At 63.5% G+C, this 23,759-nt stretch carries 24 protein-coding genes and 1 riboswitch; of the genes, 15 read left to right on the top strand and 9 right to left on the bottom strand.

Going from position 1 to position 23,759, the window contains the following annotated elements; translation table 11 throughout:
* Positions 1-52 precede the first annotated feature (52 nt).
* Complete coding sequence (locus LMG28727_RS30930; protein ID WP_201646132.1) at positions 53-1,522, top strand: glutamate synthase subunit beta; 1,470 nt, start codon at positions 53-55, stop codon at positions 1,520-1,522.
* Between the two features lie 274 nt (positions 1,523-1,796).
* Here the strand turns inward: LMG28727_RS30930 and LMG28727_RS30925 are convergent, their stop codons facing one another.
* Together LMG28727_RS30925 and LMG28727_RS30920 are read right to left on the bottom strand one after the other, a co-directional pair.
* Complete coding sequence (locus tag LMG28727_RS30925; protein ID WP_201646131.1) at positions 1,797-3,062, bottom strand: D-amino acid dehydrogenase; 1,266 nt, start codon at positions 3,060-3,062, stop codon at positions 1,797-1,799.
* A gap of 17 nt (positions 3,063-3,079) precedes the next feature.
* Positions 3,080-4,339 (bottom strand): MFS transporter, encoded by a 1,260-nt coding sequence (locus LMG28727_RS30920; protein ID WP_201646130.1) that lies wholly within the window; start codon positions 4,337-4,339, stop codon positions 3,080-3,082.
* 383 nt (positions 4,340-4,722) lie between these two features.
* On the opposite strand from LMG28727_RS30920, the gene LMG28727_RS30915 reads away from it, so the two are divergent.
* On the top strand, positions 4,723-5,673 hold the full coding sequence (locus LMG28727_RS30915) for a tyrosine-protein phosphatase (RefSeq protein ID WP_201646129.1): 951 nt from the start codon (positions 4,723-4,725) through the stop codon (positions 5,671-5,673).
* Positions 5,674-5,939: 266 nt separating this feature from the next.
* Here the strand turns inward: LMG28727_RS30915 and LMG28727_RS30910 are convergent, their stop codons facing one another.
* Positions 5,940-7,235, bottom strand: a complete 1,296-nt coding sequence (locus LMG28727_RS30910; RefSeq protein ID WP_201646128.1) for an ATP-binding protein — start codon at positions 7,233-7,235, stop codon at positions 5,940-5,942.
* Positions 7,232-7,972, bottom strand: a complete 741-nt coding sequence (locus LMG28727_RS30905) for a response regulator (protein ID WP_201646127.1) — start codon at positions 7,970-7,972, stop codon at positions 7,232-7,234. Before LMG28727_RS30905 ends, LMG28727_RS30910 begins: the two co-directional genes overlap by 4 nt.
* A 602-nt stretch (positions 7,973-8,574) precedes the next feature.
* On the opposite strand from LMG28727_RS30905, the gene LMG28727_RS30900 reads away from it, so the two are divergent.
* Genes LMG28727_RS30900 through LMG28727_RS30890 form a run of 3 tightly spaced genes read left to right on the top strand, consistent with a single transcriptional unit; the run spans position 8,575 to position 10,167 of the window.
* A complete protein-coding gene (locus LMG28727_RS30900; RefSeq protein WP_201646126.1) occupies positions 8,575-8,772 on the top strand; it encodes a DUF6726 family protein in 198 nt (65 codons plus the stop codon).
* 2 nt (positions 8,773-8,774) lie between these two features.
* A complete protein-coding gene (locus tag LMG28727_RS30895) occupies positions 8,775-9,452 on the top strand; it encodes a hypothetical protein (RefSeq protein ID WP_201646125.1) in 678 nt (225 codons plus the stop codon).
* 46 nt (positions 9,453-9,498) lie between these two features.
* Positions 9,499-10,167 carry a flagellar basal body L-ring protein FlgH gene (locus tag LMG28727_RS30890; RefSeq protein ID WP_201646124.1) on the top strand — a complete coding sequence of 223 codons (669 nt, stop codon included), beginning with the start codon at positions 9,499-9,501 and terminating at the stop codon, positions 10,165-10,167.
* Between the two features lie 161 nt (positions 10,168-10,328).
* On the opposite strand, the gene LMG28727_RS30885 is transcribed toward LMG28727_RS30890, so the two are convergent.
* The 5 genes from LMG28727_RS30885 to LMG28727_RS30865 all read right to left on the bottom strand — a co-directional run bounded on the left by LMG28727_RS30885 (position 10,329) and on the right by LMG28727_RS30865 (position 15,194).
* Positions 10,329-11,066, bottom strand: coding sequence for a response regulator (locus LMG28727_RS30885; RefSeq protein WP_201646123.1), 738 nt, complete (start codon positions 11,064-11,066; stop codon positions 10,329-10,331).
* Between the two features lie 92 nt (positions 11,067-11,158).
* Complete coding sequence (locus LMG28727_RS30880) at positions 11,159-11,800, bottom strand: hypothetical protein (RefSeq protein WP_201646122.1); 642 nt, start codon at positions 11,798-11,800, stop codon at positions 11,159-11,161.
* 115 nt (positions 11,801-11,915) lie between these two features.
* Positions 11,916-12,377, bottom strand: coding sequence for a hypothetical protein (locus LMG28727_RS30875; RefSeq protein WP_201646121.1), 462 nt, complete (start codon positions 12,375-12,377; stop codon positions 11,916-11,918).
* Between the two features lie 265 nt (positions 12,378-12,642).
* On the bottom strand, positions 12,643-13,446 hold the full coding sequence (locus LMG28727_RS30870; protein WP_201646120.1) for an SDR family NAD(P)-dependent oxidoreductase: 804 nt from the start codon (positions 13,444-13,446) through the stop codon (positions 12,643-12,645).
* Positions 13,443-15,194, bottom strand: a complete 1,752-nt coding sequence (locus tag LMG28727_RS30865) for an ABC transporter ATP-binding protein/permease (protein ID WP_201646119.1) — start codon at positions 15,192-15,194, stop codon at positions 13,443-13,445. The genes LMG28727_RS30870 and LMG28727_RS30865 overlap by 4 nt, the downstream gene beginning before the upstream one ends.
* 432 nt (positions 15,195-15,626) lie before the next feature.
* Positions 15,627-15,750, top strand: a riboswitch (TPP riboswitch).
* 219 nt (positions 15,751-15,969) lie between these two features.
* Between LMG28727_RS30865 and LMG28727_RS30860 the strand changes: the two genes are divergently transcribed.
* From LMG28727_RS30860 to LMG28727_RS30815, 10 genes are all read left to right on the top strand, one after another.
* Positions 15,970-17,106 carry an FAD-dependent oxidoreductase gene (locus LMG28727_RS30860; protein ID WP_201646160.1) on the top strand — a complete coding sequence of 379 codons (1,137 nt, stop codon included), beginning with the start codon at positions 15,970-15,972 and terminating at the stop codon, positions 17,104-17,106.
* Positions 17,107-17,180: 74 nt separating this feature from the next.
* A complete protein-coding gene (thiS, locus tag LMG28727_RS30855; protein ID WP_074766076.1) occupies positions 17,181-17,378 on the top strand; it encodes a sulfur carrier protein ThiS in 198 nt (65 codons plus the stop codon).
* A 35-nt stretch (positions 17,379-17,413) separates the two neighbouring features.
* Positions 17,414-18,229, top strand: a complete 816-nt coding sequence (locus LMG28727_RS30850; RefSeq protein ID WP_201646118.1) for a thiazole synthase — start codon at positions 17,414-17,416, stop codon at positions 18,227-18,229.
* A complete protein-coding gene (gene thiE, locus LMG28727_RS30845) occupies positions 18,226-19,329 on the top strand; it encodes a thiamine phosphate synthase (protein ID WP_201646117.1) in 1,104 nt (367 codons plus the stop codon). Before LMG28727_RS30850 ends, thiE begins: the two co-directional genes overlap by 4 nt.
* Before the next feature lie 94 nt (positions 19,330-19,423).
* Entirely contained in the window at positions 19,424-20,245 is an 822-nt protein-coding gene (locus LMG28727_RS30840) for an ABC transporter ATP-binding protein (RefSeq protein ID WP_201646116.1), read from the top strand.
* Positions 20,242-21,009, top strand: a complete 768-nt coding sequence (gene mlaE, locus LMG28727_RS30835) for a lipid asymmetry maintenance ABC transporter permease subunit MlaE (RefSeq protein WP_201646115.1) — start codon at positions 20,242-20,244, stop codon at positions 21,007-21,009. The genes LMG28727_RS30840 and mlaE overlap by 4 nt, the downstream gene beginning before the upstream one ends.
* Positions 21,010-21,100: 91 nt before the next feature.
* The gene (gene mlaD / locus LMG28727_RS30830) at positions 21,101-21,640 is read left to right on the top strand and encodes an outer membrane lipid asymmetry maintenance protein MlaD (RefSeq protein WP_201646114.1); all 540 of its coding nucleotides are present in this window, start codon (positions 21,101-21,103) and stop codon (positions 21,638-21,640) included.
* Between the two features lie 11 nt (positions 21,641-21,651).
* Complete coding sequence (locus LMG28727_RS30825) at positions 21,652-22,677, top strand: MlaA family lipoprotein (RefSeq protein ID WP_201646113.1); 1,026 nt, start codon at positions 21,652-21,654, stop codon at positions 22,675-22,677.
* Positions 22,678-22,791: 114 nt separating this feature from the next.
* A complete protein-coding gene (locus LMG28727_RS30820; protein ID WP_201646112.1) occupies positions 22,792-23,424 on the top strand; it encodes an MlaC/ttg2D family ABC transporter substrate-binding protein in 633 nt (210 codons plus the stop codon).
* Positions 23,421-23,717: an STAS domain-containing protein gene (locus LMG28727_RS30815; RefSeq protein WP_201646111.1), complete on the top strand. Its 297-nt coding sequence runs from the start codon at positions 23,421-23,423 to the stop codon at positions 23,715-23,717. The genes LMG28727_RS30820 and LMG28727_RS30815 overlap by 4 nt, the downstream gene beginning before the upstream one ends.
* The last annotated feature ends 42 nt before the right edge of the window (positions 23,718-23,759 follow it).

The raw sequence follows: 23,759 nt of genomic DNA, 5'->3' as shown, positions 1-23,759 counted from the left end.
CGCGCGGCGGGTGTAGATCACCCCACCTGATACAGATAGAGAAGAGAACCACATGGGCAAGGCAACCGGTTTTCTCGAGTTCGAACGTCGCCACGAGACGTACGAAGCTCCGCTCACGCGTGTGAAGCACTACAAGGAATTCGTCGCCGCATTGAGCGACGACGAAGCGAAGATTCAAGGCGCACGTTGCATGGACTGCGGCATTCCGTTCTGCAACAACGGCTGCCCGGTGAACAACATCATTCCGGACTTCAACGACCTGGTGTTCCATCAGGACTGGAAGAACGCGATTGAAGTGCTGCACTCCACGAATAATTTCCCGGAGTTCACGGGCCGCATCTGCCCGGCACCGTGCGAAGCAGCCTGCACGCTTGGCATTAACGACGATCCGGTCGGCATCAAGTCGATCGAACACGCGATCATCGACAAAGCCTGGGCCGAAGGCTGGGTGGCTCCGCAGCCGCCGAAGCATAAGACCGGCAAGAAGGTCGCGGTGGTCGGTTCTGGCCCCGCGGGTCTGGCTGTCGCACAACAACTCGCGCGCGCGGGGCACGATGTGACGGTGTTCGAAAAGAACGACCGCATCGGCGGCCTGCTGCGTTATGGCATTCCCGACTTCAAGCTGGAAAAGTGGCTGATCGACCGCCGCATGCGCCAGATGGAAGCCGAAGGCGTGACGTTCCGCGCGAACGTTTTCATCGGCAAGGAAGGATCGCTGCCGGAATACATCGGCAATACGGCGAAGGAAACCATCACGCCGGCTGAACTGAAAGAACAGTTCGACGCGGTCGTGGTCGCTGGCGGTTCGGAAACGCCGCGCGATCTGCCGGTGCCGGGCCGTGAGCTGGAAGGTATCCATTACGCGATGGAATTCCTGCCGCAGCAGAACAAGGTCAACGCCGGCGACAAGGTCACGGACCAGTTGCTCGCGAAGGGCAAGCACGTCGTCGTGATCGGCGGCGGCGATACGGGTTCGGACTGCGTGGGTACGTCGAATCGTCATGGCGCGAAGAGCGTCACGCAATTCGAACTGCTGCCGCAGCCGCCGGAAGAAGAGAACAAGCCGCTCGTGTGGCCGTACTGGCCGATCAAGCTGCGCACGTCGTCGTCGCATGACGAAGGCTGCGAGCGCGATTGGGCGGTGGCGACCAAGCGTCTGGAAGGCAAGAACGGCAAGATCGAGAAGCTGATCGCGGCGCGTGTCGAATGGAAGGACGGCAAGATGGTGGAAGTGCCGAACTCCGAATTCGAAATGAAGGCCGATCTGGTGCTGCTCGCGATGGGCTTCACGCAGCCGGTGTCGCCGGTGCTCGAAGCGTTCGGCGTCGACAAGGATGCGCGCGGCAACGTGCGTGCTGCGACCGAAGGCGACAAGGCGTATTACACGTCGGTGGACAAGGTGTTCACGGCGGGCGACATGCGTCGTGGCCAGTCGCTGGTGGTGTGGGCGATTCGCGAAGGCCGTCAGTGCGCGCGTTCCGTCGATGCGTTCCTGATGGGTCATTCGGAACTGCCGCGTTAAATCGTCGTTCGTCTTATTGCCGGGTTTCGCTGTCAGCACAAAAGCGGAAACCGGCTACTGCTTGCGGGAAGAGGTGGAGACGACAATGTGCGACAGCTTTAAAAGCGGCACTTAAAGCGGTACATCAAAGCGGTGAAAAAAACAAAGCCGGGCCACCTGAGAGGGTGGACCCGGCTTTTTAACGTCAGAAGCTGCCGAGCCAGTTGCCGTAAGCGAGCGCGCCGGCACGGCGTGCAACTTCACGCGACGTTGCACGCTGAGCCGGCGCGCATGCTTACTTCCGGTATCGCGCCAATGTCAGCCCATCAAGATCGATCTCCGGGTCGCGCTGCGTGATCAGATCCGCGACCACACGCCCCGAACCCATCGACATCGCCCAGCCGGTCGAGCCGTGCCCGAGGTTCAACCAGAGATTGTCCACGCCAGACGGTCCGAGCAACGGCGCACCATCGGGCGTCATCGGCCTGCGCCCTACCCAGAAATGCGCAGAAGTCGGATTGGCCGCATGCGGAAACCAGTCGCGCAACACCTTCATCAGCGTTTGCAAGGCCTGCTCGCGCAAGGTTGTCTGGCCGTTGCCCAGTTCCGCCGTGCCTGCAATGCGCAGGTTGTTGCCGAATCGCGTGATTGCGGTTTTCAGCGACTCGTCCATCAACGCGGCCCGCGGCGCTTTTTCTTCGTCCGTGACGGGCAGTGTCGCCGAGTAGCCTTTTACCGGATAGAGCGGCACCTTCACGCCGAGTGGTGCGAGCAGCGCCGCGCTGTCGACGCCCAGCGCGACCACGACGGCATCGGCGAGCCACGTCTCCGCGCCACGCTCGCTGTCGACATGCACGCCGTGCACCGCCGCGCCTCGCACATCGAGCCCGGTGATGGTGGTGTCGAAGCAAAAGCGCACGCCGTTGCGCTCGCAGACGGCGCGCAGTTCGCGCGTGAAGCGGGCGCAATCGCCGGCTTCGTCGTCGGGAAGATAAAGGCCTGCGACCGGCGTTTCACGCGCCCAGCGCAAGCCCGGTTCGATCTCGACACACTGCGCCGGCGTGACCTCACGATGCGCGATACCGGCGTCGCGCAACACGGTCAACGCCGGCTGCGCCAACTCGACGTCATAGTCGCTGCGGAACAGTTGCAGATAGCCCTGGCTGCGGCCGTAGTCGAACGGATGGCGTCCGCGAAACTCGTGCAGACAATCGCGGCTGTAGTAAGCAATGCGTTGCATCCGCTGCTTGTTGACGCGGAAATGGTCGAGGTCGCATTCGCGCAGCCAGCGCGCGATCCAGCGCCATTGCGCCGGATTGAAGGTCGGCCGGAAGATGAGCGGCGACGCGGGTTTGAACAGATACTTGAGAATTTTTGCCGGCATGCCGGGCGCAGCCCACGGCGTCACATAGCCCGGAGCGATCACGCCGGCGTTGCCGAAACTGGTGGACAGCGCGACGTCGGGTTCGCGCTCGATCACCGTGACTTCGCAGCCTTGCTGGCACAGGTAAAAAGCGCTGGCGACACCGATGACGCCGCCGCCGAGAACAATCGTTTTCATGGATAAGTGCTGCGAGTTCAGGCGACTGAGCCAGTCGCACCGAGTACTTTGCCCTTCGTTTCCGGCAGGCACAGTGCGGCAACGATCACGAGCAGATAGCCCGAGCCGGCCACGATGCCCATCGCCTTCACGAGCGTCATGGTTTGCGACAGTGTACCGACCAGTATCGGAAAGAACGAGCCGAGTCCGCGCCCCAGGTTGTAGCAGAAGCCTTGTCCCGAGCCGCGAATGGCATTCGGATAAAGCTCCGACAGATATGCGCCGACACCTGCAAAAATCCCCTGTACGACGATGCCGAGCGGGAAGCCGAGCGCGAGCATCATGCCGTCGGTAATGGGCAGCATCGTGTAGACCATGCCGAGCACGAACGAGCCAATCGCAAACAGCACAAACGACGCGCGCCGGCCAATCTGGTCGCACAGAATCGCACCGACGATATAACCGGTGAACGAGCCGACGATCAGCACGATCAGATAACCACTGGTGTTGAACACCGATAGATGGCGCACGGTTTTAAGGTAAGTGGGCAGCCAGGTGGTGATCGCGTAATAGCCGCCGAGCATGCCGGTACATAACGCGCTACCGAGCAACGTAATTTTGAGGTAGGCGCCTGAGAAGATCTGCAGGAAGTGCGACGTGTCGAAACCGTTTTCGCGGGCGCGGCGCGTTTCAAGAAAGATTTCCGGATCGCTCACGTTGCGGCGAATGTAGATGATCCACGCCGCAGGCAGCAGGCCGATCCAGAAGCACGCGCGCCACGCGTACTGTTCAGGCAGCAACGCAAACGAGGCCCAGTAGACGATCGCCGCCGCCGCCCAGCCAAACGACCAGCTACTCTGCACGGTACCCACGGCTTTCGCGCGATGCTGCGGCGAGCGGATCGTCTCGGCCATCATGATCGTCACCACCGACCACTCGCCGCCAAAGCCGATGCCTTGCAGCGTGCGCGTGGCAAGCAGTTGCCAGAACGACTGAGTGAAGCCGGACAGGAAGGTGAAGACCGCGAAGGTGGCGATCGTCCATTGAAGCACGCGGATGCGGCCATAGCGGTCCGCGAGAATGCCCGCAAGCCAGCCGCCAATTGCCGATGAAATCAGCGAACTGGTGGCGATCATGCCGGCCTCGCTTTTGGTCATGCCCCACGTCGCGATCAGCGTCGGAATGAGGAACGAGTAGATCATGAAGTCGAAGGCGTCGATCGCGTAGCCGCCGAAGCCAGCGTAAAGCGTGCGGCGCTCGCGCGAGGTCAGCTCGGTGAACCATTGGAGAGAGAGCATGTTTTGTTGTGGTCTCCAGGTCTTTTTTGCGTGCCAAGGCTTTATTGAAGGGTATTTGTATTTTACGGGGATGCGGCGTTGTAAGGCGCGTCAAGTCAAAAATGGCGCCGGCCTCAGTGGTTACCTGGGCACTCGTTAGACGGTTATCAGGCGGTAACGGGCCGGTAATAGCAGATAAGGTAAAGGAAATACCGTGGAAACCGGCTCGACGGCTGGCCAGCAACGCATGCGTACGGACCAACCCGCCGCAGGCGCGCGCGAGTCTCCCATACGTTTTCTTACCAACTACTACCAGGTAACGCAAAAGGGCTTATCCGCCGTTAAACTGCGCGCTCAGCCCCGAAGCGGCCATCCCATTCCTCTGTCCGCGTCAGCCACGCCCAATGCCCGCAACCGCGAAAACCTGCTCGCTGTCCCTCCGTGCCGCGAGCACGAGTCTGCGGACCAATCCGGGTACGCTGAAAGACATCTCCCCAGCGCGCCGGAGCTTTCTCAAGGGCTCCGCCAGTGCGTTGCTCTTCTCCGGGCTCGGCAGCGCGATGCTGTCTGCGTGCGGCGGCGGCAATCTCGATACCGATCAGCCGGAAACGCCGCGCCTCGCGTCGGTGAGTAATTTTCGCGATCTGGCCGGCGCTTCGGTGGGCTATCTGACGGTCGACGGCAAACAGATGCGTCGTGGTGCGTTCTATCGCGCGAACGTGTTGACGTTCAGCACGACCGATCTGGCCACGTTCGACAAACTCGGCGTCGCGTCGGTCTACGATCTGCGTACGCCGGGCGAAATCGCGCGCACTGCCGATGTGCTGCCGTCCGGCGCGACATCGCAGGCGTACAACGTGTTGGGCACCAGCGATTTCGTCGAGCCGACCTTTGCAACGGCCGACGCCGCCAGCGCGTTCATGGAAATGCAGGCGCGCTCGTACGTGCTCGGCGGCGCCCAGCGTGCCGCCTACGGCGCGCTTCTCACACGTCTGGCCGACGGTCCCGGTGCGCAACTTTTTCATTCGAGCGCCGGTAAGGACCGCACCGGCTGGGTCGCGGCACTGCTATTGAGCATTGCCAACGTGCCGCTCGACGTCATCACGCAGGACTATCTTCTGAGTAACGTTTATCTGGCTCAGTCGATCCAGCAGCAAACCGCCACGCTGCGCGCACAGGATGGCGACGCGATTGCCACGGTGGAGGCGCCGCTGCTGGATGTTCAGGAGAGTTATCTGCAGGCCGGGTTCGATCAGGTGCAGGCTAGCTACGGCACGATGGCGAACTATCTGACCCAGGGTCTCGGCATGTCTCAAATGACGGTCGATACGTTGCGTAACCGGCTCGTACGCTGAAAATCCTGAAGCGTGGTGAGAGGGGGGCGCGTAAGGCGCGGCATCGGGTGCCGTGCGGGAGGCTGCGTGACAGCAAGGGCTGAACGCCCGAACCCGGATACCTGGAACCCGTGCAAAAAAATGTCCGCCCTGAAAAGCGGGGCGGACTGAGAAGGGCGGCATCGAGGTTGCCGGTGTTGACTATAAGGCCGTGTCCCTCGTCATGGACCGAACCGTAAGGTCACGTAAGCGGACCTTGTTTCCCGTCGCTTCCTTCTTTTCTTCTGTCATGCCTGCGCCGGTGTGACCGGCAATTCGATCCGTACGTCCAGGCCGCCTTGCGCATGGTTGAGCACATGACAACGCCCGCCGCGATCGTGCGCGAGCCGCGCGACGATCGCGAGTCCGAGGCCACAATGGCCTTCGCCGCCGCGCGCAGCGTCGAGCCGCACGAACGGCTTCATCGCTGCGGCGATACGGTCGTCGGGAATGCCGGGGCCGCGGTCGCGCACGCTGATTACCCAATGCCGGTCACTGCGCGCGGTGGTGATATCCACTGGCGGCGCGCCGTGTTCGAGCGCGTTGTCGACGAGATTCGTCATGAGGCGGTCGAGCAGCGTGCGCGGCAGTTTGAACGAAGGACCGGCGCGCAGATCGAGTGCGAATAGCGGGGCGTCCCCGCCTTCACTGGAAGAATCGCTGGACGAATCGCCGGACGAAAACTGTTCCCGCAGGAATTCGTCGACTTCGACGGGCGGACCTGCATCGGCGGATTGGCCGGCGAATTCGAGAAACTGCTGGACGATGTTGGTCAGCGAGTCGACGTCGCGGATCAGACCCGCTCGCTCGTTCTCCGCCACCAGCACGCTCGCGCGCAATTTAAGGCGCGTGAGCGGTGCTTTCAGATCGTGCGCGACGCCCGCCAGCATCACGGCCTGGTCGTCGCCGGCCTCGTTCAGCCGACGCATCATGTCGTTAAACGAGCCGATCAGATCGCGCAATTCGCGCGGACCTTGCACCGTCACCGGCTCAGGACGGCCGCCCGAGCCGAACGCACGGGCCGCATCGGCAACCCGCGAGAGCGGACGTTGCATCTGCCAGACCGCGAAGAGCGACAGGATCAGCGCGGCAAGCAGCATCGACGCGCCTTCGACGAGAAAACGCGGACGCGGCGGCACGTCGACCGGCACGACCACCCAATTTGATTTACCGGGGAACAGCACCCAGAGATGGGGCGGGCGCACGTCGTCGACTTCGATCTGCGTGCCGATCGGCAGGTTCTCGCGCAGATGCCGGCTCAGTTCGATCAGCGGACGTTGTGTCGGCGTTTGAAGATGCACGCTCGCCGGCATGTTCCAGGTGGGCACGAGATGCACGCGCATGGCGGGCGCGAGCGCGGCGCCTTTCATCGGCTCGCCGTTGATCGCTTGCAGCACCAGCAGAATGCCGCGCGCGAAGCCGTCGATTTCATGGCGCGGCGGCTGCATCACCACCAGCACAAACCAGCCGGCCTGAATCGCAAACAACACCGCCGCCGACAGCAACGCCATTCTGCCGAACAGCGTGTTCAGCGGGTTTTTCATGCGCTGGGCGGGGCCTCGTCGGCGAAAGGCGCGCCGTCGGCGTCGGGGACGAACACATAGCCTTTGCCGCGTACCGTCTGCACGTAGCAGGGGTTGGACGGATCGTCTTCGATCACGCGGCGCAGGCGCCAGATCGGCACGTCGAGGCTGCGGTCGCGGAAGGCGAGGTTATCGCGATGCACAAGATCGTGAATCAGCACGCGCGACAACACCTTGTACGGATTGTTGACGAAGATCTTCAGGAGCGCGAATTCACTGTCGCGCAACGGCAGCTTGGTGTCGTCGCGTGTGAGCGAGCGCGTCGCGAAGTCGAGTTCGAACGGGCCGAACTTGTAGCGCTTGCGGGCTTCCGGCGCGCTGGTCGTGGACGGACCCCGGCGGCGCAGCACCGTGTGGATGCGCGCCAGCAGTTCGCGCGGATCGAACGGCTTGGTCAGATAGTCGTCCGCACCGAGCGAAAGCCCGACGATGCGATCGGCTACCGTGCCGCGCGCGGTGACGAAAATGACCGGGATGTCGTCGCCGGCGGCGCGCAGCGCGGTAAGCGCGCGCAGGCCGTCGGTGTTGGGCATCATGATGTCGAGCACGACGACCGACGGCCGTTCACGCTCGAGCCGGCGCTGGAGATGAGTGCCGTCGTGCAGCACGGACGCGTCGAAGCCGTTCGATTGCAAAAACTTGCATAGCAGATCGCGTACGACCGGATCGTCGTCGACGATAAGGACCTGTGGATTCATCCCGAAATTCTAGACTGGTCGGTGTGACACGCGCCTCTCTGTTTTCTTACCAATGCTTACGATGCCCCGCGTGAGCCTCGCCCACTGGCGTGCGGGGCCCGCCGTGGCGGGGTTCGCCGCATATTTCAAGCCGCTCGCACGGGGCCGCGTGGATGCTCTCGCCACTGCGCGTCGCTGCTGCGCCTTCCTGCAATGAAACATTTGGCGTGACTTTGGAACCGGAAGCAATGTCTGGCAATGCGTCGTAATAACTACCGGAAAGCGCGCTTTACTTCGTGCATGACTTGCAAGGGCGCGGAGGGATGATTCGTCGTGCAGTTCATTGCGCCGCACGCCGAAGATCAGCCTGGCAGGCTGGGTTGACGGCACGCGGCGTGAAATCAAAATCCAGCGCCAATGCGAGGTTCCTTATGACCATTAGCAGCACTCTCAATTCAACTGCCCTTCCTTCCATGGCACCGAAGCCGACGACCAGGCCGGCAGCGTCGAACAACCCCGTTGCCACGACGCCAGGTCAAACGGCGACCCCGGCGCAACCGTCGTTGCCCACCGGGCTCGTCGGGCATAACGTCAATACGACTGCCTGATCTAACGAGGCCCCTGTGTCGACCTCGAGAACACCTGAACGCCTGATACGTGTCGTTGCGTGGTTGACGCTCGGCGCGACGCTGCTGCCGCTTGGCGGCTGCGGCGTCGCTGCACTGCCGTGCCGGCTGACCGCCGCCGCGGCGGACATCATTCCGGTCGTGGGACACGCCGCGGCTACGCCGTTCAACGCATGCGCGTCTGCGATTGACTAACCATGACTCTCATACGGACTGCCTGCGCGCTGGCGCTGCTTACCGGTCTCTTCTCGACGGCCGCGCCGGCACAACCCGTCGCGCGTCAGGCCAAAGCGGCGGGCGGGATGTCGAAAGACGTGCCGTTCGATTTTCGCGGCGTCGCGCTCGGTATCACGCTTGACGAATTCCGCACCGGCTCGACGGTGCGGGCGACGCCACCCGGCAGCGTGCCCGTGTGCGAGACGGATGTGCAGGCGGGCGCGCTCGGCATGCGCCTGAAGTCGCATGACAGCCTGACCGTGGCGTGCCGCTGGGCCCATCGGGCAGAAGATCGCTGGACGGCCTCGCAGGCCGTGGTCGACGGTGCGCCTGCACTTGAACACGTGCTGCGCTTTGCGCGGATCGACGGGCAAAGCGCGCTGCGTCTGTATGAGATTTCTTTTCTAATCGACGAGATCACCGCCGAAGATCTGCGCGACGCGCTCGCGGAACGATATGGGCCGCCACGCCTCGCGACGCAGAACGCGTCGACCGGTGTGCTGCCGACCTATATCTGGGAAAACGCGATGAGCTCGATCACATTGTGCTTCCTGCCGGGCAGCCGCAACGGCACGCTCACGTACCTGCTGAAAGGCTCGGATACCTGGGTGAAGTCGGTCGTGCGGCAATGGCAGGCAAGCGGCGCCGAGGCCGGTTGATGAACCTTATCCGGACGAACCCGGCCTATCGGGCCAAGGAGCATGTATGACTGCGCTACGTCTTACGGTCGCGCTCGGCGCCACGTTTTGGCTCGCGGCCTGCGCGAGCCATTCGGATTCCATCGTCGATACGCCGATGTCGCCGCCGCTCGCGTCCACCTCGCTGAACGTCAACACCCAAGGCGCGATCTATCAGGCCGGCTCGACGTTGCTGCTCTACGAAACGCCGCGCGCGCAACGTATCGGCGACGTGCTGACGATCGTGCTGTCGGAATCCTATAACGGCAACAACAGTGCGACGGCGGCGGCGAGCCGTTCGAGCAGCATTACCGCCGCTGCCGCCGATCAGTCGACCAATGCCGCCGCGCGGCTCGCGAAGCTGTTCAACATCGGTTCGGCGGCGACCACGTATGCAGGCCAGGGCAACATCACCGATACCAATGCGATGACCGGCACCCTCGCTGTGACCGTGATCGGCACGATGCCGACCGGCAACCTGGTGGTGTCGGGCGAGAAGGTGATTTCGCAGAGCGGCAACCGCGACCGTCTGCGGCTATCGGGGATCGTCAATCCGAAGGATATCGAATCGGGCAACTACGTCGAGTCCAGCAAGGTCGCGAACGCGCGCATCGAACAGGCCGGTGTGGGGATGGTGTCCGACTCCACCACGATGGGCTGGCTGCAAAGAATGTTCATGAGCGTGCTGACTTTCTGACGCGCATGAAAAAGCGGGCGTTGCTTCGGTCAATGAAGCAATGCCCGCGTCGAATTGTGGTGGGGCGGTGCGTGTTGTACTCTGCGCTGTGCTTACGGTGCGGTTCGCGCTTCGTCCGGCACCATGTAACGCACCAGGTGCGCTCAGGCTCCAAACACGTTTCAGCCTAACGTCCCACTTCGTTCTGCCGCACCGATCTCGCCATCCGGCACGAACACATAACCGCGTCCCCACACTGTTTGCACATAGCGCGGCTCGGACGGGTCCACTTCGATCAGCCGACGCAAACGCCAGATCGACACATCCAGACTGCGATTGCGATGCGCCTCGCTATTGCCGTGCAATTTCTCCAGCAACTGAGCGCGTGTGAGCACGGTCATCGCGTGAGTGACGAACACTTTGAGCATGGCGAATTCGCTGGACCGCAGCGAAATGCGTTCGCCGTCGCGACGCAGTTCGCGCGCCGGGAAATTCACTTCGAAATGACCGAAGCGATAGGGCGCCCGTTGCTCCGGAGCGCTCGGCGCAATCGTGCCGCGCCGGCGCAGTACGGTGCGGATTCGCGCGACCAGTTCGCTCGGTTCGAACGGCTTGCCGAGATAATCGTCGGCGCCGAGTTCGAGGCCGATCACGCGGTCGATCGGATCGGCACGCGCGGTCAATAGAATCACGGGAATATCGTCGCCGGCGACGCGCAACGCGCGCAGCGCACTGATGCCGTCGAGTTCCGGCATCATGATGTCGAGCACGATCAGCGCGGGACGCTCTTCCTGCAACGCGCGCTGAAGCGCCACGCCGTGTTCGAGCGTGGTGACCTTGAAGCCGCGTCCCTGCAGATATTCGCTGACGAGCTCACGTACGACGGGGTCGTCGTCGACGACCAGGATGGATTGGTTCATTCAGGTCATCTTAGTGATCCTCGCGCGTGGCGCAAAGCGCATCACGCTTTCGAATCCTTTCCCGTGTAAGACAAAGCAAGAAAACGGCAAGCTCAATTGACCTGCGACGTCTGAATGGTTTGCATGGGGGCTGGCTTGAGTTCGTTTTTGTCGATCACCATCCGGTCGATCAGACCGGTAAGTTTGGTCGAGGCGGACGAGAAGCGGTCGGTGTTGAGGCCACCGGTCTGATAGCGCGCGGTGACCAGGATGCGACCGTCCTGAATCAGCGTCAGGTCGATGATCGACAGATACTGGATCGATTCGTCGCTGAACGAGCGGCGACCGTAGTCGATCGCGGCGTTGTAGACGAGACGCGCCTCACAGCCGGCCGGCGAGGTGCCGGGGTTGTAGACATCCGAATGAATCCCGCGACGTTCTAACGCCATTTGCAGCGACGGCACGAAATCCCCGACTGACACCGACGGGTTCACTTCGATGCACACGTGGTGCAGATCGGCCGGCTGACCGTTGACGAAAGTCGGCGACGAATAGTTTGCCGCAATGGCGTAGCCCGCCTGAATCACCGAGCCGGTTGCGTCGGCCGCCGAGATCAGCGTCCATGCGCAGCCGTTCAGACCGACTGCCAAGGTGCTGGCGACGGCCAGCCATGCGCAGGGCCGCCGCAACATGACCCATGCAGTCCGTGGGGCTCGCGTGAAAGCGTAAGCGTGCATGCTCGGCATGAAGGTCATGAGGCGGTGCCTGGTGGCGGTCAGAGGAGAGGCGGGATCGCAGCGGACAACAATGGGTGGCAGCGTTCAGGACTGCGTTTCGGCCCTTGGGTTAGCGACGGCTTCAGCGGCGGTATTAGCGAACCACGCGCAGGCGCAATTCGTTTTGTCCTTGAACGCTCGCCGTGACGCTGACCCGGCGGTCGTCTGTCTTCACGATGAAATGCTGACGCGTCGGCGTGTTGATGTCGTGCACGACGTTCGGGAAACACGCGGCGATGTCGGCGCCGATTTCTTCGAGCGGATCGTTGATCACGCCGTCGGCTTGCCAGTGCGCGCGCCAGTGGCAGTCATACGCGTGCTTGCTGGAATTGCAGTCATCGCCGCTCGCGACGCCGGGCAATTGCGCGTCCGGTTGCGTTTGCAAGTGCTTGAAATCGGTGGCGTCGACGATGTGTTTGAGCGCGGGACAAACATCGGCAGGCTCGGTGGCTTGGGCGGCTTGCGCTGCGTGCGCGGCACACGTGAGCAGCAGGGCTGAGCCGAAAGCCAGCGCAAGGCGCTGGGTCAAAGCAGAGGAGCGGCGATCGGATGACATGTGCAGAGAGTCCTGTAGCAGTGAATGACATGTGGGCGGACGTGAGACGGCCCGCACGACTATCGTCGCTGCCGGACGGCATTTTCAAAGCGCGGAACAGCCCGCCCGCTTCGCAAATGCTTTCGAATTGTTGTGGGGTATTTCGGGGTATTTCGCGGTCTTTCGGGATATTGCCGGAGGACGGCGGGGATGCGCGGGCGAGCCAGGTGATGGAGGTTTGCCGGGTAGAGCGGGCGGTTCGCCAGAGCTAGCCAGCGGGATTCGCTTAGCCGAGCGTGAGACCGCCGTCGATATGAATCACCTGCCCCGTGATGTGTCGAGCTTCGTCCGACAGAAGAAACGCGATCAGCGCGGCGATATCGGCAGGTTCTGCGACACGGCCGAGCGGTGTCGCTTCGGCGGCGCGATCCCATACCGAAGCATTATCGGCAGTTGGACCGCGATCTTTACGGGTATAGCCGGGCGCAACGCAATTGACCGTGACGCCGTGCGGCGCCAGTTCTGCGGCTGCGGTTTTAGCCAGCGATTCGAGGGCTGCTTTTGCCGCCGCCGTCGCGGCGAACGGGGTGTCGGCGCGATAGCGATGCGCGACGAACGAACTCAGCGCGATCACGCGGCCACACCTTGACGCTTTTAGCGCGGGCGTCGCCTGGTTGACGAGCGAGCCGAACGCAGCGGGCATTGCGTCGAAAGCGGCGCGCAATGAATCGGGATCGAGCGAATCGAGTGTCTGACGCTGCGCATGCCCTGCGTTGGCGACCAGTTGATCGAGTGCGCCGAACTTCACCAAAGTCTGATGGACCACCTGTTGCGCCGCGCCCCGCTCGGCGAGATCGCCGAACACCGTTGCGCAAGTTGCACCGCTAGCGCTGCATTCGGCGGCAACCTGCGTGAGACGATTGCGGGCTGCCTCGTCGGCCCCACGCGAGTGCAGCATCAAAGACTGCCGCGGCGCCGCGATGCGACGCGCCAGCGCCGCGCCAATCCCGGACCCTGCGCCGGTGATCAGCACGACGCGATCGGCTGTCGCGCCGGCCACATCGCCCCGCTCGCGGCCGGCGTCGCTCATGCCGCGACAGGTTCGCCGGCGCGCTCGACGTCGAGCGTTTCTTCGTGGAATGCAGCCAGCGACTCGCGATGCGCGACGCTGACAATTGCCGCCTTCGGCAAGCGCTCCGTGAACAGGCGATAAAGACGCGCTTCGTTTTCCGCGTCGAGCGCGCTGGTTGCTTCGTCGAGGAACAGATAGTCGGGCTTGTGCAGCAGCACCCGCGCGCCGGCCAGACGTTGTTGCTCGCCCGGCGACAGAATGCGCGTCCAGTGCCCCGATTCCTGCAGGCGGTCCGCGTATTCCGACAGATGGCAGGTAACGAGCGCTTCGCGGCATTCGTCGTCGGTATAAGTGTCTGCCGCGGACGGATAGGCCAGCGCCGCCTTCAGTGTGCCGATCGGCATGTAGCTGACCTGCGGGATGAACATCATGCGGGCGTTGACCGGCGCGTCGATCGCGCCGTCGCCGAACGGCCACAAACCGGCGAGCGCGCGCATCAACGTGCTCTTGCCCGCACCGGAGGGACCGCGCACCAGCCAGCGCGAGCCCGGCTTGATCGCGATATCGCGGATTCGCGACAGCGGGGTGCCGTTCGGCAGCGCGAGCTTGAGGCCGTCGGTGGAGAGCCCGTCGTCATCGACGAAATGCAGGTTGATGCCACCATGCTCGGTGGCCGGCGACACCGATTCCTTCAGACGCGGCGCATGCACGACGCGCTTGAATTCGCGCAACCGGTTCACGGTAGCGCGCCATTCGACCAAACTGCCGTAACTGTTGATGAACCATGAAAACGAATCGCTGACGGTGCCGAACGCGCTGGAAATCTGCATCAGCACGCCGAACGAGAAGGCGCCGGCAAAGTAGCGGGGCGCGGCGACCACGATCGGGAAGATGATCGCGATCTGGCCATAGAAGCTCAGCACGAAGGTGAGACGCTTCGTGTACTTCATCACCTGCCACCAGTTGTCGCGGATCCGGCCGAACAGCGTGTGCGCGTTCGTCTTCTCGGTCTCCATGCCGTTGTAGAACGCGATCTGCTCGGCGTTCTCGCGCAGCCGGATCAGGCCGAAACGGAAGTCGGCCTCGACTTTCTGCGCCTGGTAATTGATCGGCACGAGCGGATGGCCGACCTTCTGGATGATCAGCGAGCCGACCACCGCATAGAGCGCGGCGGCCCACACCATATAACCGGGAATCTGCAGCGGCATGCCGCCGAGCGAGATGGACAGCGCGCCCGCCAGCGACCACAGGATCGTGATGAACGACACCAGCGTGACGACCGTGGACAGCAGATCGAGCGTCAGCGACAGCGTGCTGGTCGCGAACGACTGGAGGTCGTCGCTGATCCGCTGGTCGGGGTTGTCGGTGAGGCGGTCGCGTTCGATCCGGTAGAACGCGCTGTCTTTCAGCCACTCGTTCAGGTAACGGGTGGTGAGCCACTGACGCCAGCGGAAGCCGAGCATCTGACGCAGATAACGTCCATATACCGCGAGAATGATGAAGCCGAACGCGAGTCCCGAGAACACCAGCAGCAGGTGCGGGAAGTCATGCACGTTCTTCGATTGCAGCGCGTTGTAGAAGTCGGCGCTCCAGCGGTTCAGCCGGACGTTGATCCACACGACCAGCAGATTCATCACGATGATCGCGATGAGCAAACCCCACGCCGTTTTTCGTTCTTCGGAGACCCAGTAAGGTTTGATCAGGCTCCAGGCGGAGACTTTTTCGTCGGGCGGCAGCGCGGGGCTGGCAGTGGTGGTCGGTGTCATGAGCGTCCTGATGAAGTGCTGGCCCATTTGGGTTGGCCCATTCAGGCAGGCCCGGTTGGGCTCACCTGAATGGTTGGCTCGCGCCGGGGTTTCCCTTGCGAGCAGGCCCGGTTCTGGGGCTGCTCGGGGTGGGTTCCCGGTGCATGCCCGGGCGTCGTACTCGACGAACGCGCGTCCGGGTGAGCGTGCGATTCTGGCGTGAAGCCCTTAAGCGAAAATTAATTTTCGCTTAAGGGTTTCGCCTCATGCCGCCCTGGCGTGACCGGCTCGACAGGCCGTTCGCGCCGCGTGTCGACGGCGTGCGTTCACGCATTGTGCCAGAGCGCCGCCCCTCGCCACATTCACGCAAAGAAATAGCGGGCCGGATCAAATCCGGTCGACGCGGCGAGCCGCTGGTTTGCGGGCTCCGCGCGTTTTATGGTCTAATGACCTTCGACGAAACAGGGGTGCTTCGCCCCCAGGCGGCGTGATTTTCATGCCGTAGCGGCGAGGCTGAGAGAGACCCTTTGCACCCGATCCGGGTAATACCGGCGCGGGAAGTTTCCGGAAGCAGCCAATCTTCCATTCCCCGCCGGGCGGCGTCCGTACATACAGTGCGCGCGTGTTGTCCGGCCGGCTTCACCCGCCGGTTTCGTCCTGGGTACGTGCGTTTTTTGCCGTACGGAAAGGACTCGATGACCGCCTACTCGTCAGATATGTGTTTTGCTCTTCGCCGCGTCGCCGTTGACGCGCCGTGCTTCAGCCTTGCCGCCAGCAACCGGACGGAGCGCGCATGATGAACCGTCCTGCATCCACTCAACCCGATTTCGCCGTGCTCGGCGGCGGCCTTTGCGGCCGGCTGGTCGCCTGGCGACTGGCGGGGCAGGGGCATCGCGTGGCGCTGTATGAGCGTGGCGACGCCGCCGGTACGCAGGCCGCCGCGTGGGTCGCCGCCGCGATGCTTGCGCCGCTCGCCGAAGCCGCCAGCGCCGAGTTGCTGATCACCCGGTTGGGCGCGAGTTCTCTCGATACCTGGCCGCAAGTGCTCGCCGAATTACCCGAGCCGGTGTTCTTTCAGCGCAACGGCACGCTGGTGGTCTGGCACCACGCCGATCGCACCGAAGCGCCGTTGTTCGAACGCCGGGTGCGCTCGAATGCGCCGGCCGAGTTGCTCGACGGCGGTTTCGTGACGCTGGCGGGCGCGCAAGTCGGCGCGGCGGAGCCCGCTCTGGCCGGCCGCTTCAATCAGGGTTGGCTGCTGCCGCGCGAAGGTCAACTGGACAACCGTCAGGTGCTCGCCGCTTTGGCTGCGGGGCTCGCCCAGCGCGGAGTCGACACCCACTGGAACACCCCGGTCGACGACAACGCGCTGCCGCCCGCGCGCATCACGGTCGACTGCCGGGGTCTCGGCGCGAAACCCGCGCTGCCCACGCTGCGCGGCATTCGCGGCGAAGTCGCGCGTGTGCACGCACCCGGCATCAAGCTGACGCGGCCTGTGCGGCTGCTGCATCCACGTTATCCGCTGTATATCGCGCCGAAAGAGAACGATCTCTACGTGATCGGCGCAACCGAAGTCGAAGGCGAAGATATGTCGCCGGTCAGCGTACGCTCGGCGCTCGAACTGCTGAGCGCGGCGTTTTCGGTGCATCCGGGCTTTGGCGAGGCTCGCATTCTCGAATTGAATTCGCAGTGCCGCCCGACTTTGCCGGACCACCGTCCGGCGTTGCTGTGGGACGGCGCGCAGACGCTGCGCGTGAACGGCCTGTACCGGCACGGCTACATGATCGTGCCCGAAGTCGCCGACGAGGCTGTCCGTTTCGCGTCGGCCTTGCTCGACGGGCGCGTTGGCGATGCCGACGCGTTCGCCGATTGGCGCCACGCGGCGCGCTGGAGCGAACTTTTTCAACTGGATTCCACGCGGGAGCCGGCATGAGCGTTGCGCGTCATTAACGTTCTGCGCAATGCACCGTGCCCCTTCCGTCATCGATTGAACCGTATTCGAACACCATGGACATTCATATCAATCAGAAGCCGTTGTCGCTGCCCGAGGGCGCGACTGTCGCCGATGCGCTCGCCGCGTTCGGCGCGCGCCCGCCGTTCGCGGTCGCGCTGAATGGCGATTTCGTCGCGCGTACCCAGCATGCGGCGCGCGCGCTGCAACCGGGCGACCGGCTCGATGTCGTGCAACCCGTGGCCGGCGGTTGAGCGCCCACGTTTTGCCGGAGACAAAGACTATGCAAATGACTTCCCCCCAGCCCGCCGACGCGCTCACGCTCTACGGCCAGACCTTTGAAAGCCGTGTGCTGCTCGGTACGTCGCGCTATCCGTCGCTGCAATCGCTGTCCGATTCGATCGACGCCGCGCGCCCCGGCATGGTGACCGTCGCACTGCGCCGGCAGATGAACGAGGGCGGCGCCGAAGCCGGCTTCTTCGACCTGCTCAAGCGCCACGGCGTGCCGCTACTGCCGAACACCGCTGGCTGTCTGACCGTCGGCGAAGCGGTGACGACCGCGCACATGGCGCGCGAAATCTTCGAAACTGACTGGATCAAGCTCGAACTGATCGGCGACGACTACACGTTGCAACCCGACCCGATCGGGCTGATCGAAGCGGCTGCGCAACTGGTCAAGGACGGCTTCAAAGTGCTGCCGTACTGCACCGAAGACCTGGTGATCGGGCGCCGTCTGCTAGATGCGGGCTGCGAGGCGCTGATGCCATGGGGTGCACCGATCGGCACCGGCAAGGGCGTGATCAATCCGTACGGCTTGCGCGTGTTGCGCGAACGCTTGCCCGATGTGCCGCTGATCGTCGACGCCGGACTCGGCGTGCCGTCGCATGCGGCTCAGGTGATGGAGTGGGGCTTCGACGGCGTGTTGCTGAACACGGCCGTGTCGCAGGCCACCCACCCCGATGCGATGGCGCGAGCCTTTGCGCTGGGTGTCGAGGCGGGCCGCCAGGCGTATCTGGCGGGGCCGATGGCCGAGCGCGAAAGCGCGCACGCGAGCACGCCGGTGGTCGGCATGCCGTTCTGGCACCAAGACGGGAGCGCCGCATGACGCAAACACTGGCATTGAAAGATCGCGACCTGTTCTGGCCGCCCGCTGACGAACTCGTTGAAGCCACCGAGCGCATCCGCGCCCGTCTGGGCGACTGGCCGCCGACCCACGCGCCGTGGCGCATCTGCCTGAGCGCGCCGGAGGCGCCGAACGGCGGTGACCTGATCGTGATCGCCGATGCGCAGCAGCACGGCGAGCAGGTCGCGCGCTGGCAGGTGCAGGGCGCGGGCGTGATTGAAGCCACGCAGGGCAACGCCGCGCTGCATCTGGGCGGCGAGACGTATCGTCTCGAAGGCCATCTGGCGGAAGACTGGATCCCTGCACTGGCCGCGTTTCTGGACTGCGGTTTCGATCCGCATGACGCGCTGGTTCTGGCGCTGGCCTGGCGCGACGGCGATGAAACCCGTGCGGACGACGCGTTCCCGACCGATCTCGCGCGCTTTCCGCGTCTTACCGGCTTGCCGGCTGCGCCGGCGCAAGCATTCCCACGCTGTCCCGACCGGCTCGGCTTGTATCCGGTACTGCCGACTGCCGAGTGGGTCGAGCGCGTGGTCGGCTTCGGGGTGAAGACGGTGCAGTTGCGCCATAAAGCCGCCGAACCCGCTGACGAACTGAAGCGCGAAATCGCCCGCTCCGTGGCTGCCGGCCGCGCGCACGATGCGCAGGTTTTCATCAACGATCACTGGCAGGCGGCGCTCGAAGCGCGTGCCTATGGCGTGCATCTGGGACAGGAAGACGTGCATACCGCCGACCTGTCGGCGCTGGCCGACGCCGGTATCCGGCTCGGTCTGTCGACGCACGGTTTCTACGAAATCCTGAAGGCGCTGCACTTCCGGCCAAGCTACATCGCGCTGGGCGCAGTCTTCCCAACCACGACAAAGGTTATGCCGACAGCGCCACAGGGACTCAGGCGGCTGGCTCGTTACGTGCGCCTGCTCGACGGCGTCGTTCCGCTGGTGGCGATCGGAGGAATCGACCTGCAGGTGTTGCCGGAAGTGCTGGCCACGGGTGTGGGTTGCGCGGCAGTGGTGCGCGCCGTAACCGAAGCCGCCGATCCGGCCGCGGCGGTTTCTGCACTGCAACAAGGGTTTACGCAATAATCGTCAGACTTCGTAAAGGGACAGGGCCCTTCACGGCAGCTTTTGCATGATGGCCCTATAATTCGGCCTTCCGTGTAAAAGGACTGTCAGTTTCGTGTCTTCCTCCCCCGAGACCTTACTCGAGCTGCGTGACGTCGACTTCGGTTACGGCGACCGGCTCGTCCTGTCGAACCTGAATTTGCGCTTCAAGCGCGGCCAGGTCGTCGCGGTCATGGGCGGCTCGGGGTGCGGCAAGACCACGGTGCTGCGCCTGATCGGCGGTCTGGTGCGCGCACAGCGCGGCCAGATCCTGTTCCAGGGCCAGGACATCGGCCAGCAAACGCGTGACGGCCTGTACGCGCTGCGCCGCAAGATGGGCATGCTGTTCCAGTTTGGCGCGCTGTTCACCGACATGTCGGTGTTCGAAAACGTCGCCTTTGCACTGCGCGAGCACACCGATCTTCCCGAAGATTTGCTGCGCGATCTCGTGTTGATGAAGCTCAACGCGGTCGGTCTGCGCGGCGCGCGTGACCTGTTGCCGTCGGAAATTTCGGGCGGCATGGCGCGGCGGGTCGCGCTGGCGCGAGCCATCGCGCTCGACCCCGAGCTGATGATGTACGACGAGCCCTTCGCCGGTCTCGATCCTATCTCGCTCGGTATTACCGCGAACCTGATTCGCGCGCTGAATCAGGCACTTGGCGCCACGTCGATCCTCGTCACACACGACGTGCCAGAATCGTTCGCGATCGCCGATTACGTCTACTTTCTCGCCAACGGCGGCGTTCACGCCGAGGGCACCCCCGCCGAACTGCGCGCGTCCACCGATCCAACGGTGCGACAGTTCATCGACGGCGCGCCGGACGGCCCGTTCAAATTCCACTACCCGAGCAAGACGCCGCTGGCGGCGGACTTCGGCATCGGCGGAGGTCAGCCATGATCAGTGCGATCGGTCGCTCGGTGATCGGCGGGCTGGGCACGGCCGGCTACGCGACGCGGTTTTTCTTCCGGCTGGTGCTGGAATTTTTCCCGTTGCTGCGCCGTCCGCGTCTTGTCACGAAGCAGATCCACTTCGTCGGTAATTATTCGCTGGTGATCATCGCCGTGTCGGGGCTGTTCGTCGGCTTCGTGCTCGGCTTGCAAGGCTATTACACGCTGAACCGCTACGGCTCCGAACAGGCGCTGGGACTGCTGGTCGCGCTGTCGCTGGTGCGTGAACTCGGACCGGTCGTGACCGCGTTGCTGTTCGCCGGCCGCGCCGGCACGTCGCTGACGGCGGAAATTGGCTTGATGAAGGCGGGCGAGCAACTCACGGCCATGGAAATGATGGCCGTCGACCCCGTCAAGGTCGTGATCGCGCCGCGCCTGTGGGCCGGCATTATCGCCATGCCGATCCTCGCCGCGATTTTCAGCGCGGTCGGCGTGTTTGGCGGTTATGTGGTGGGCGTGCTGCTGATCGGCGTGGACGCAGGCGCGTTCTGGTCGCAAATGCAGGGCGGCGTCGATGTCTGGCGCGATGTCGGCGCGGGGGTCATCAAGAGCGTGGTGTTCGGCCTCGCGGTGACGTTCGTCGCGCTGTATCAAGGCTACGAGGCCAGGCCGACACCGGAAGGCGTGTCGCGTGCCACGACGAAAACCGTCGTGTATGCGTCGCTCGCGGTGCTCGGGCTCGATTTTCTGCTGACCGCATTGATGTTCAGCTAAGACTGCGCTGCACGTTTTTCGTCCGGCGGCCTGATTGCGGGCCGCGCGGCGGGAAGCGTCGACGGCGTGGCGGATTCACTTTGGGATGACGATGAAAAAGACTGCTCTCGACTTCTGGGTCGGCCTGTTCGTGGTGTTGGGTTTCGTGGCGTTGCTGTTTCTCGCGCTGAAGGCCGGCAACATGAGCTCGTTGTCTTTCCAGGCAACGTATCCGGTCAAACTCAAGTTCGACAATATCGGCGGCCTCAAGGCGCGCGCGCCGGTGAAGAGTGCGGGCGTGACGGTTGGCCGGGTCGAGTCGATCGGCTTTGACAGCAATGCGTATCAGGCAGTTGTCACGATCGATCTCGACAAGCAATATCAGTTTCCGAAAGACACGTCGGCGAAGATCCTGACTTCGGGTCTGCTCGGCGAGCAATACATCGGCCTCGAACCCGGTGGTGACACAGAAATGCTGAAGGCTGGCGACACGATCTCGATGACGCAATCGGCCATCGTGCTGGAAAATCTGATTGGACAGTTTCTGTATAGCAAGGCTGCGGATTCAGGCGCGTCGAAGCCGGGCGCGTCGGCGCCCGCGCCGGCTGCGCCGGCGCCGGGCCTACCTGCTTCCGGCGCTGCCGGCCAATAAGGAGAATAAGAATGCTGACCACACGTATCGGGGGCGCGCGCGCCTTTCGGCTGGGCAAGGTAGCGGTAGCGGCGACGCTGCTGGCCGGTTGTGCCACCGTGCAGACGCCGACCAAGGGTGATCCGTTCGAAGGCTTTAACCGCACCATCTTTACGGTCAACGACAAGGTCGACCAATACGCGTTGAAGCCGGTCGCCAAGGGCTACGTGTGGATCACGCCGCAGCCGGTGCGCGACAGCGTGACGAACTTCTTCTCGAACATCGGCGACGTCTACATCGCAGCAAACAACCTGCTGCAGTTGAAGATCACCGACGGGGTGGAAGACATCATGCGGGTGGTCATCAACACGGTGTTCGGTGTCGGCGGCCTGTTCGACGTAGCGACGCTCGCCAAACTGCCCAAGCATGACAACGACCTTGGTCTGACGCTCGGGCATTACGGCGTGCCGGCGGGTCCGTACCTCGTGCTGCCGCTGTTCGGGCCGAGCACCGTGCGCGATGCCGTGGGTTCGATCGGCAACTACTATGTGAACCCGCTGAGCTACATCCATCCGGACGGGCTGAGCTGGGCGCTCTACGGGCTGAACATCGTCAACACGCGCGCGAATCTGCTGAGCGCGAGCGACGTGCTCGAAGGCGCGGCGCTCGACAAATATTCGTTCGTGCGCAACGCGTATCTGCAACGCCGCCAATATCTGCTGGCTAACGGCAGCCGGAACTCGCAATCGCAGGCGCTGCCGAACTACGACGAGGAAGCGCCTTTGCCGAAGTACGACGACGGAGAAGGCGGCGCGGCCGGCGCCCCGGCCGCTGCGGCGGCGGGCACGGCGGGTGCTGCTGCAAAGCCGGCCCCGGCGTCGGGAGCGGCCGCTACTGCTGGACCAGGCAGCAATGCGGCAGCGCCTGAGGCCGCGTCCGGCAGCGCGGAAACGCCGCCGCTCGACATGAACGGCGGTCCTGAAACCACGCAGATTCCGGCTAACCAGCTGGTCCCGCCCGCGTCGCGTTTCAACTTTCCGTCATTCAAATTGCATTGAACGTGCAGCCGTAACAGATCGATACGACTCTCGCAGTTTGCGCATGGATTGCTGTCGAACTCGCGTGGTAAGGTCGGCTCAAACTGTTGCACTATTTTTAAGGCAAGGCTCGATATGAAAAAATTCTTCCTGATTCCGCTGTTTGCTGCGTTGTTCTCGTTCGTCAGTGCCGGTGCTTCGGCGCAAACTGTCGACAGCAATTCGCCCGACGGCATGATCAAGACGGTCACCCAGCAGGTGATCGACGCCGTGCGCAGCGACAAGTCGATCCAGCAGGGCGATATCTCGCACATCACGAAGCTGGTTAACGAAAAGATCCTTCCGTACACCGACTTCCGCCGCACCACACAACTGGCAATGGGTCGCAACTGGCGCTCCGCCACTCCCCAGCAGCAGGACCAGGTCGTCGAGCAGTTCAAGATGCTGTTGATCCGTACGTACTCGGGCGCGCTCGCGCAGGTGCGCGACCAGGAGATCCAGTACAAACCGTTCCGCATGAATCCGGACGACACCGACACGGTGGTGCGCTCGGTCGTGATGAACAATGGCTCGCCGATCGAACTCGACTACCGTCTGTACAAGACGCCGCAAGGCTGGCGCGTGTATGACATCAACGTGCTCGGCGCGTGGCTGATCCAGGCGTATCAGCAACAGTTCAACGAGCAGATCCAGCAGAAGGGCGTGGACGGGCTGATTGCGTTCCTTACGCAGCGTAACCAGCAACTCGCCGCGGGCAAGCAGTCGTGAGCGAAGTGTTGAGCCCGGTCGCGAACCGCTTCGAAAGCGGCGCGACGCTGACCCACGAGAGCGCGAACGCCGCGCTCGCGGCGGGTTTGCAACGTATCGCGGCAGGCGCGAACGGTGTGGATTGCGCGCCGCTTGCGCAATTCGATTCGTCCGCGCTGGCCGTGCTTCTCGCGTGGGAGCGTGCCGCGCAGGCACGCGGCATCAAGTTTGAGATTGTGAATCTGCCGGCTGGTCTCGCCAGTCTTGCGCAAGCTTACGGCGTCGATACGCTTCTCTCCTCGTCCCGACATTGACGCTCTCATAGCGTCATGCCCAATCCCCCAAGCGGGGCGGGG

The organism is Paraburkholderia metrosideri, assembly GCF_904848625.1.
GTDB lineage: Bacteria > Pseudomonadota > Gammaproteobacteria > Burkholderiales > Burkholderiaceae > Paraburkholderia > Paraburkholderia metrosideri.
The sequence above is the reverse complement of the archived record's forward strand: the minus strand, read 5'-3'. Positions and strand labels throughout refer to the sequence as shown.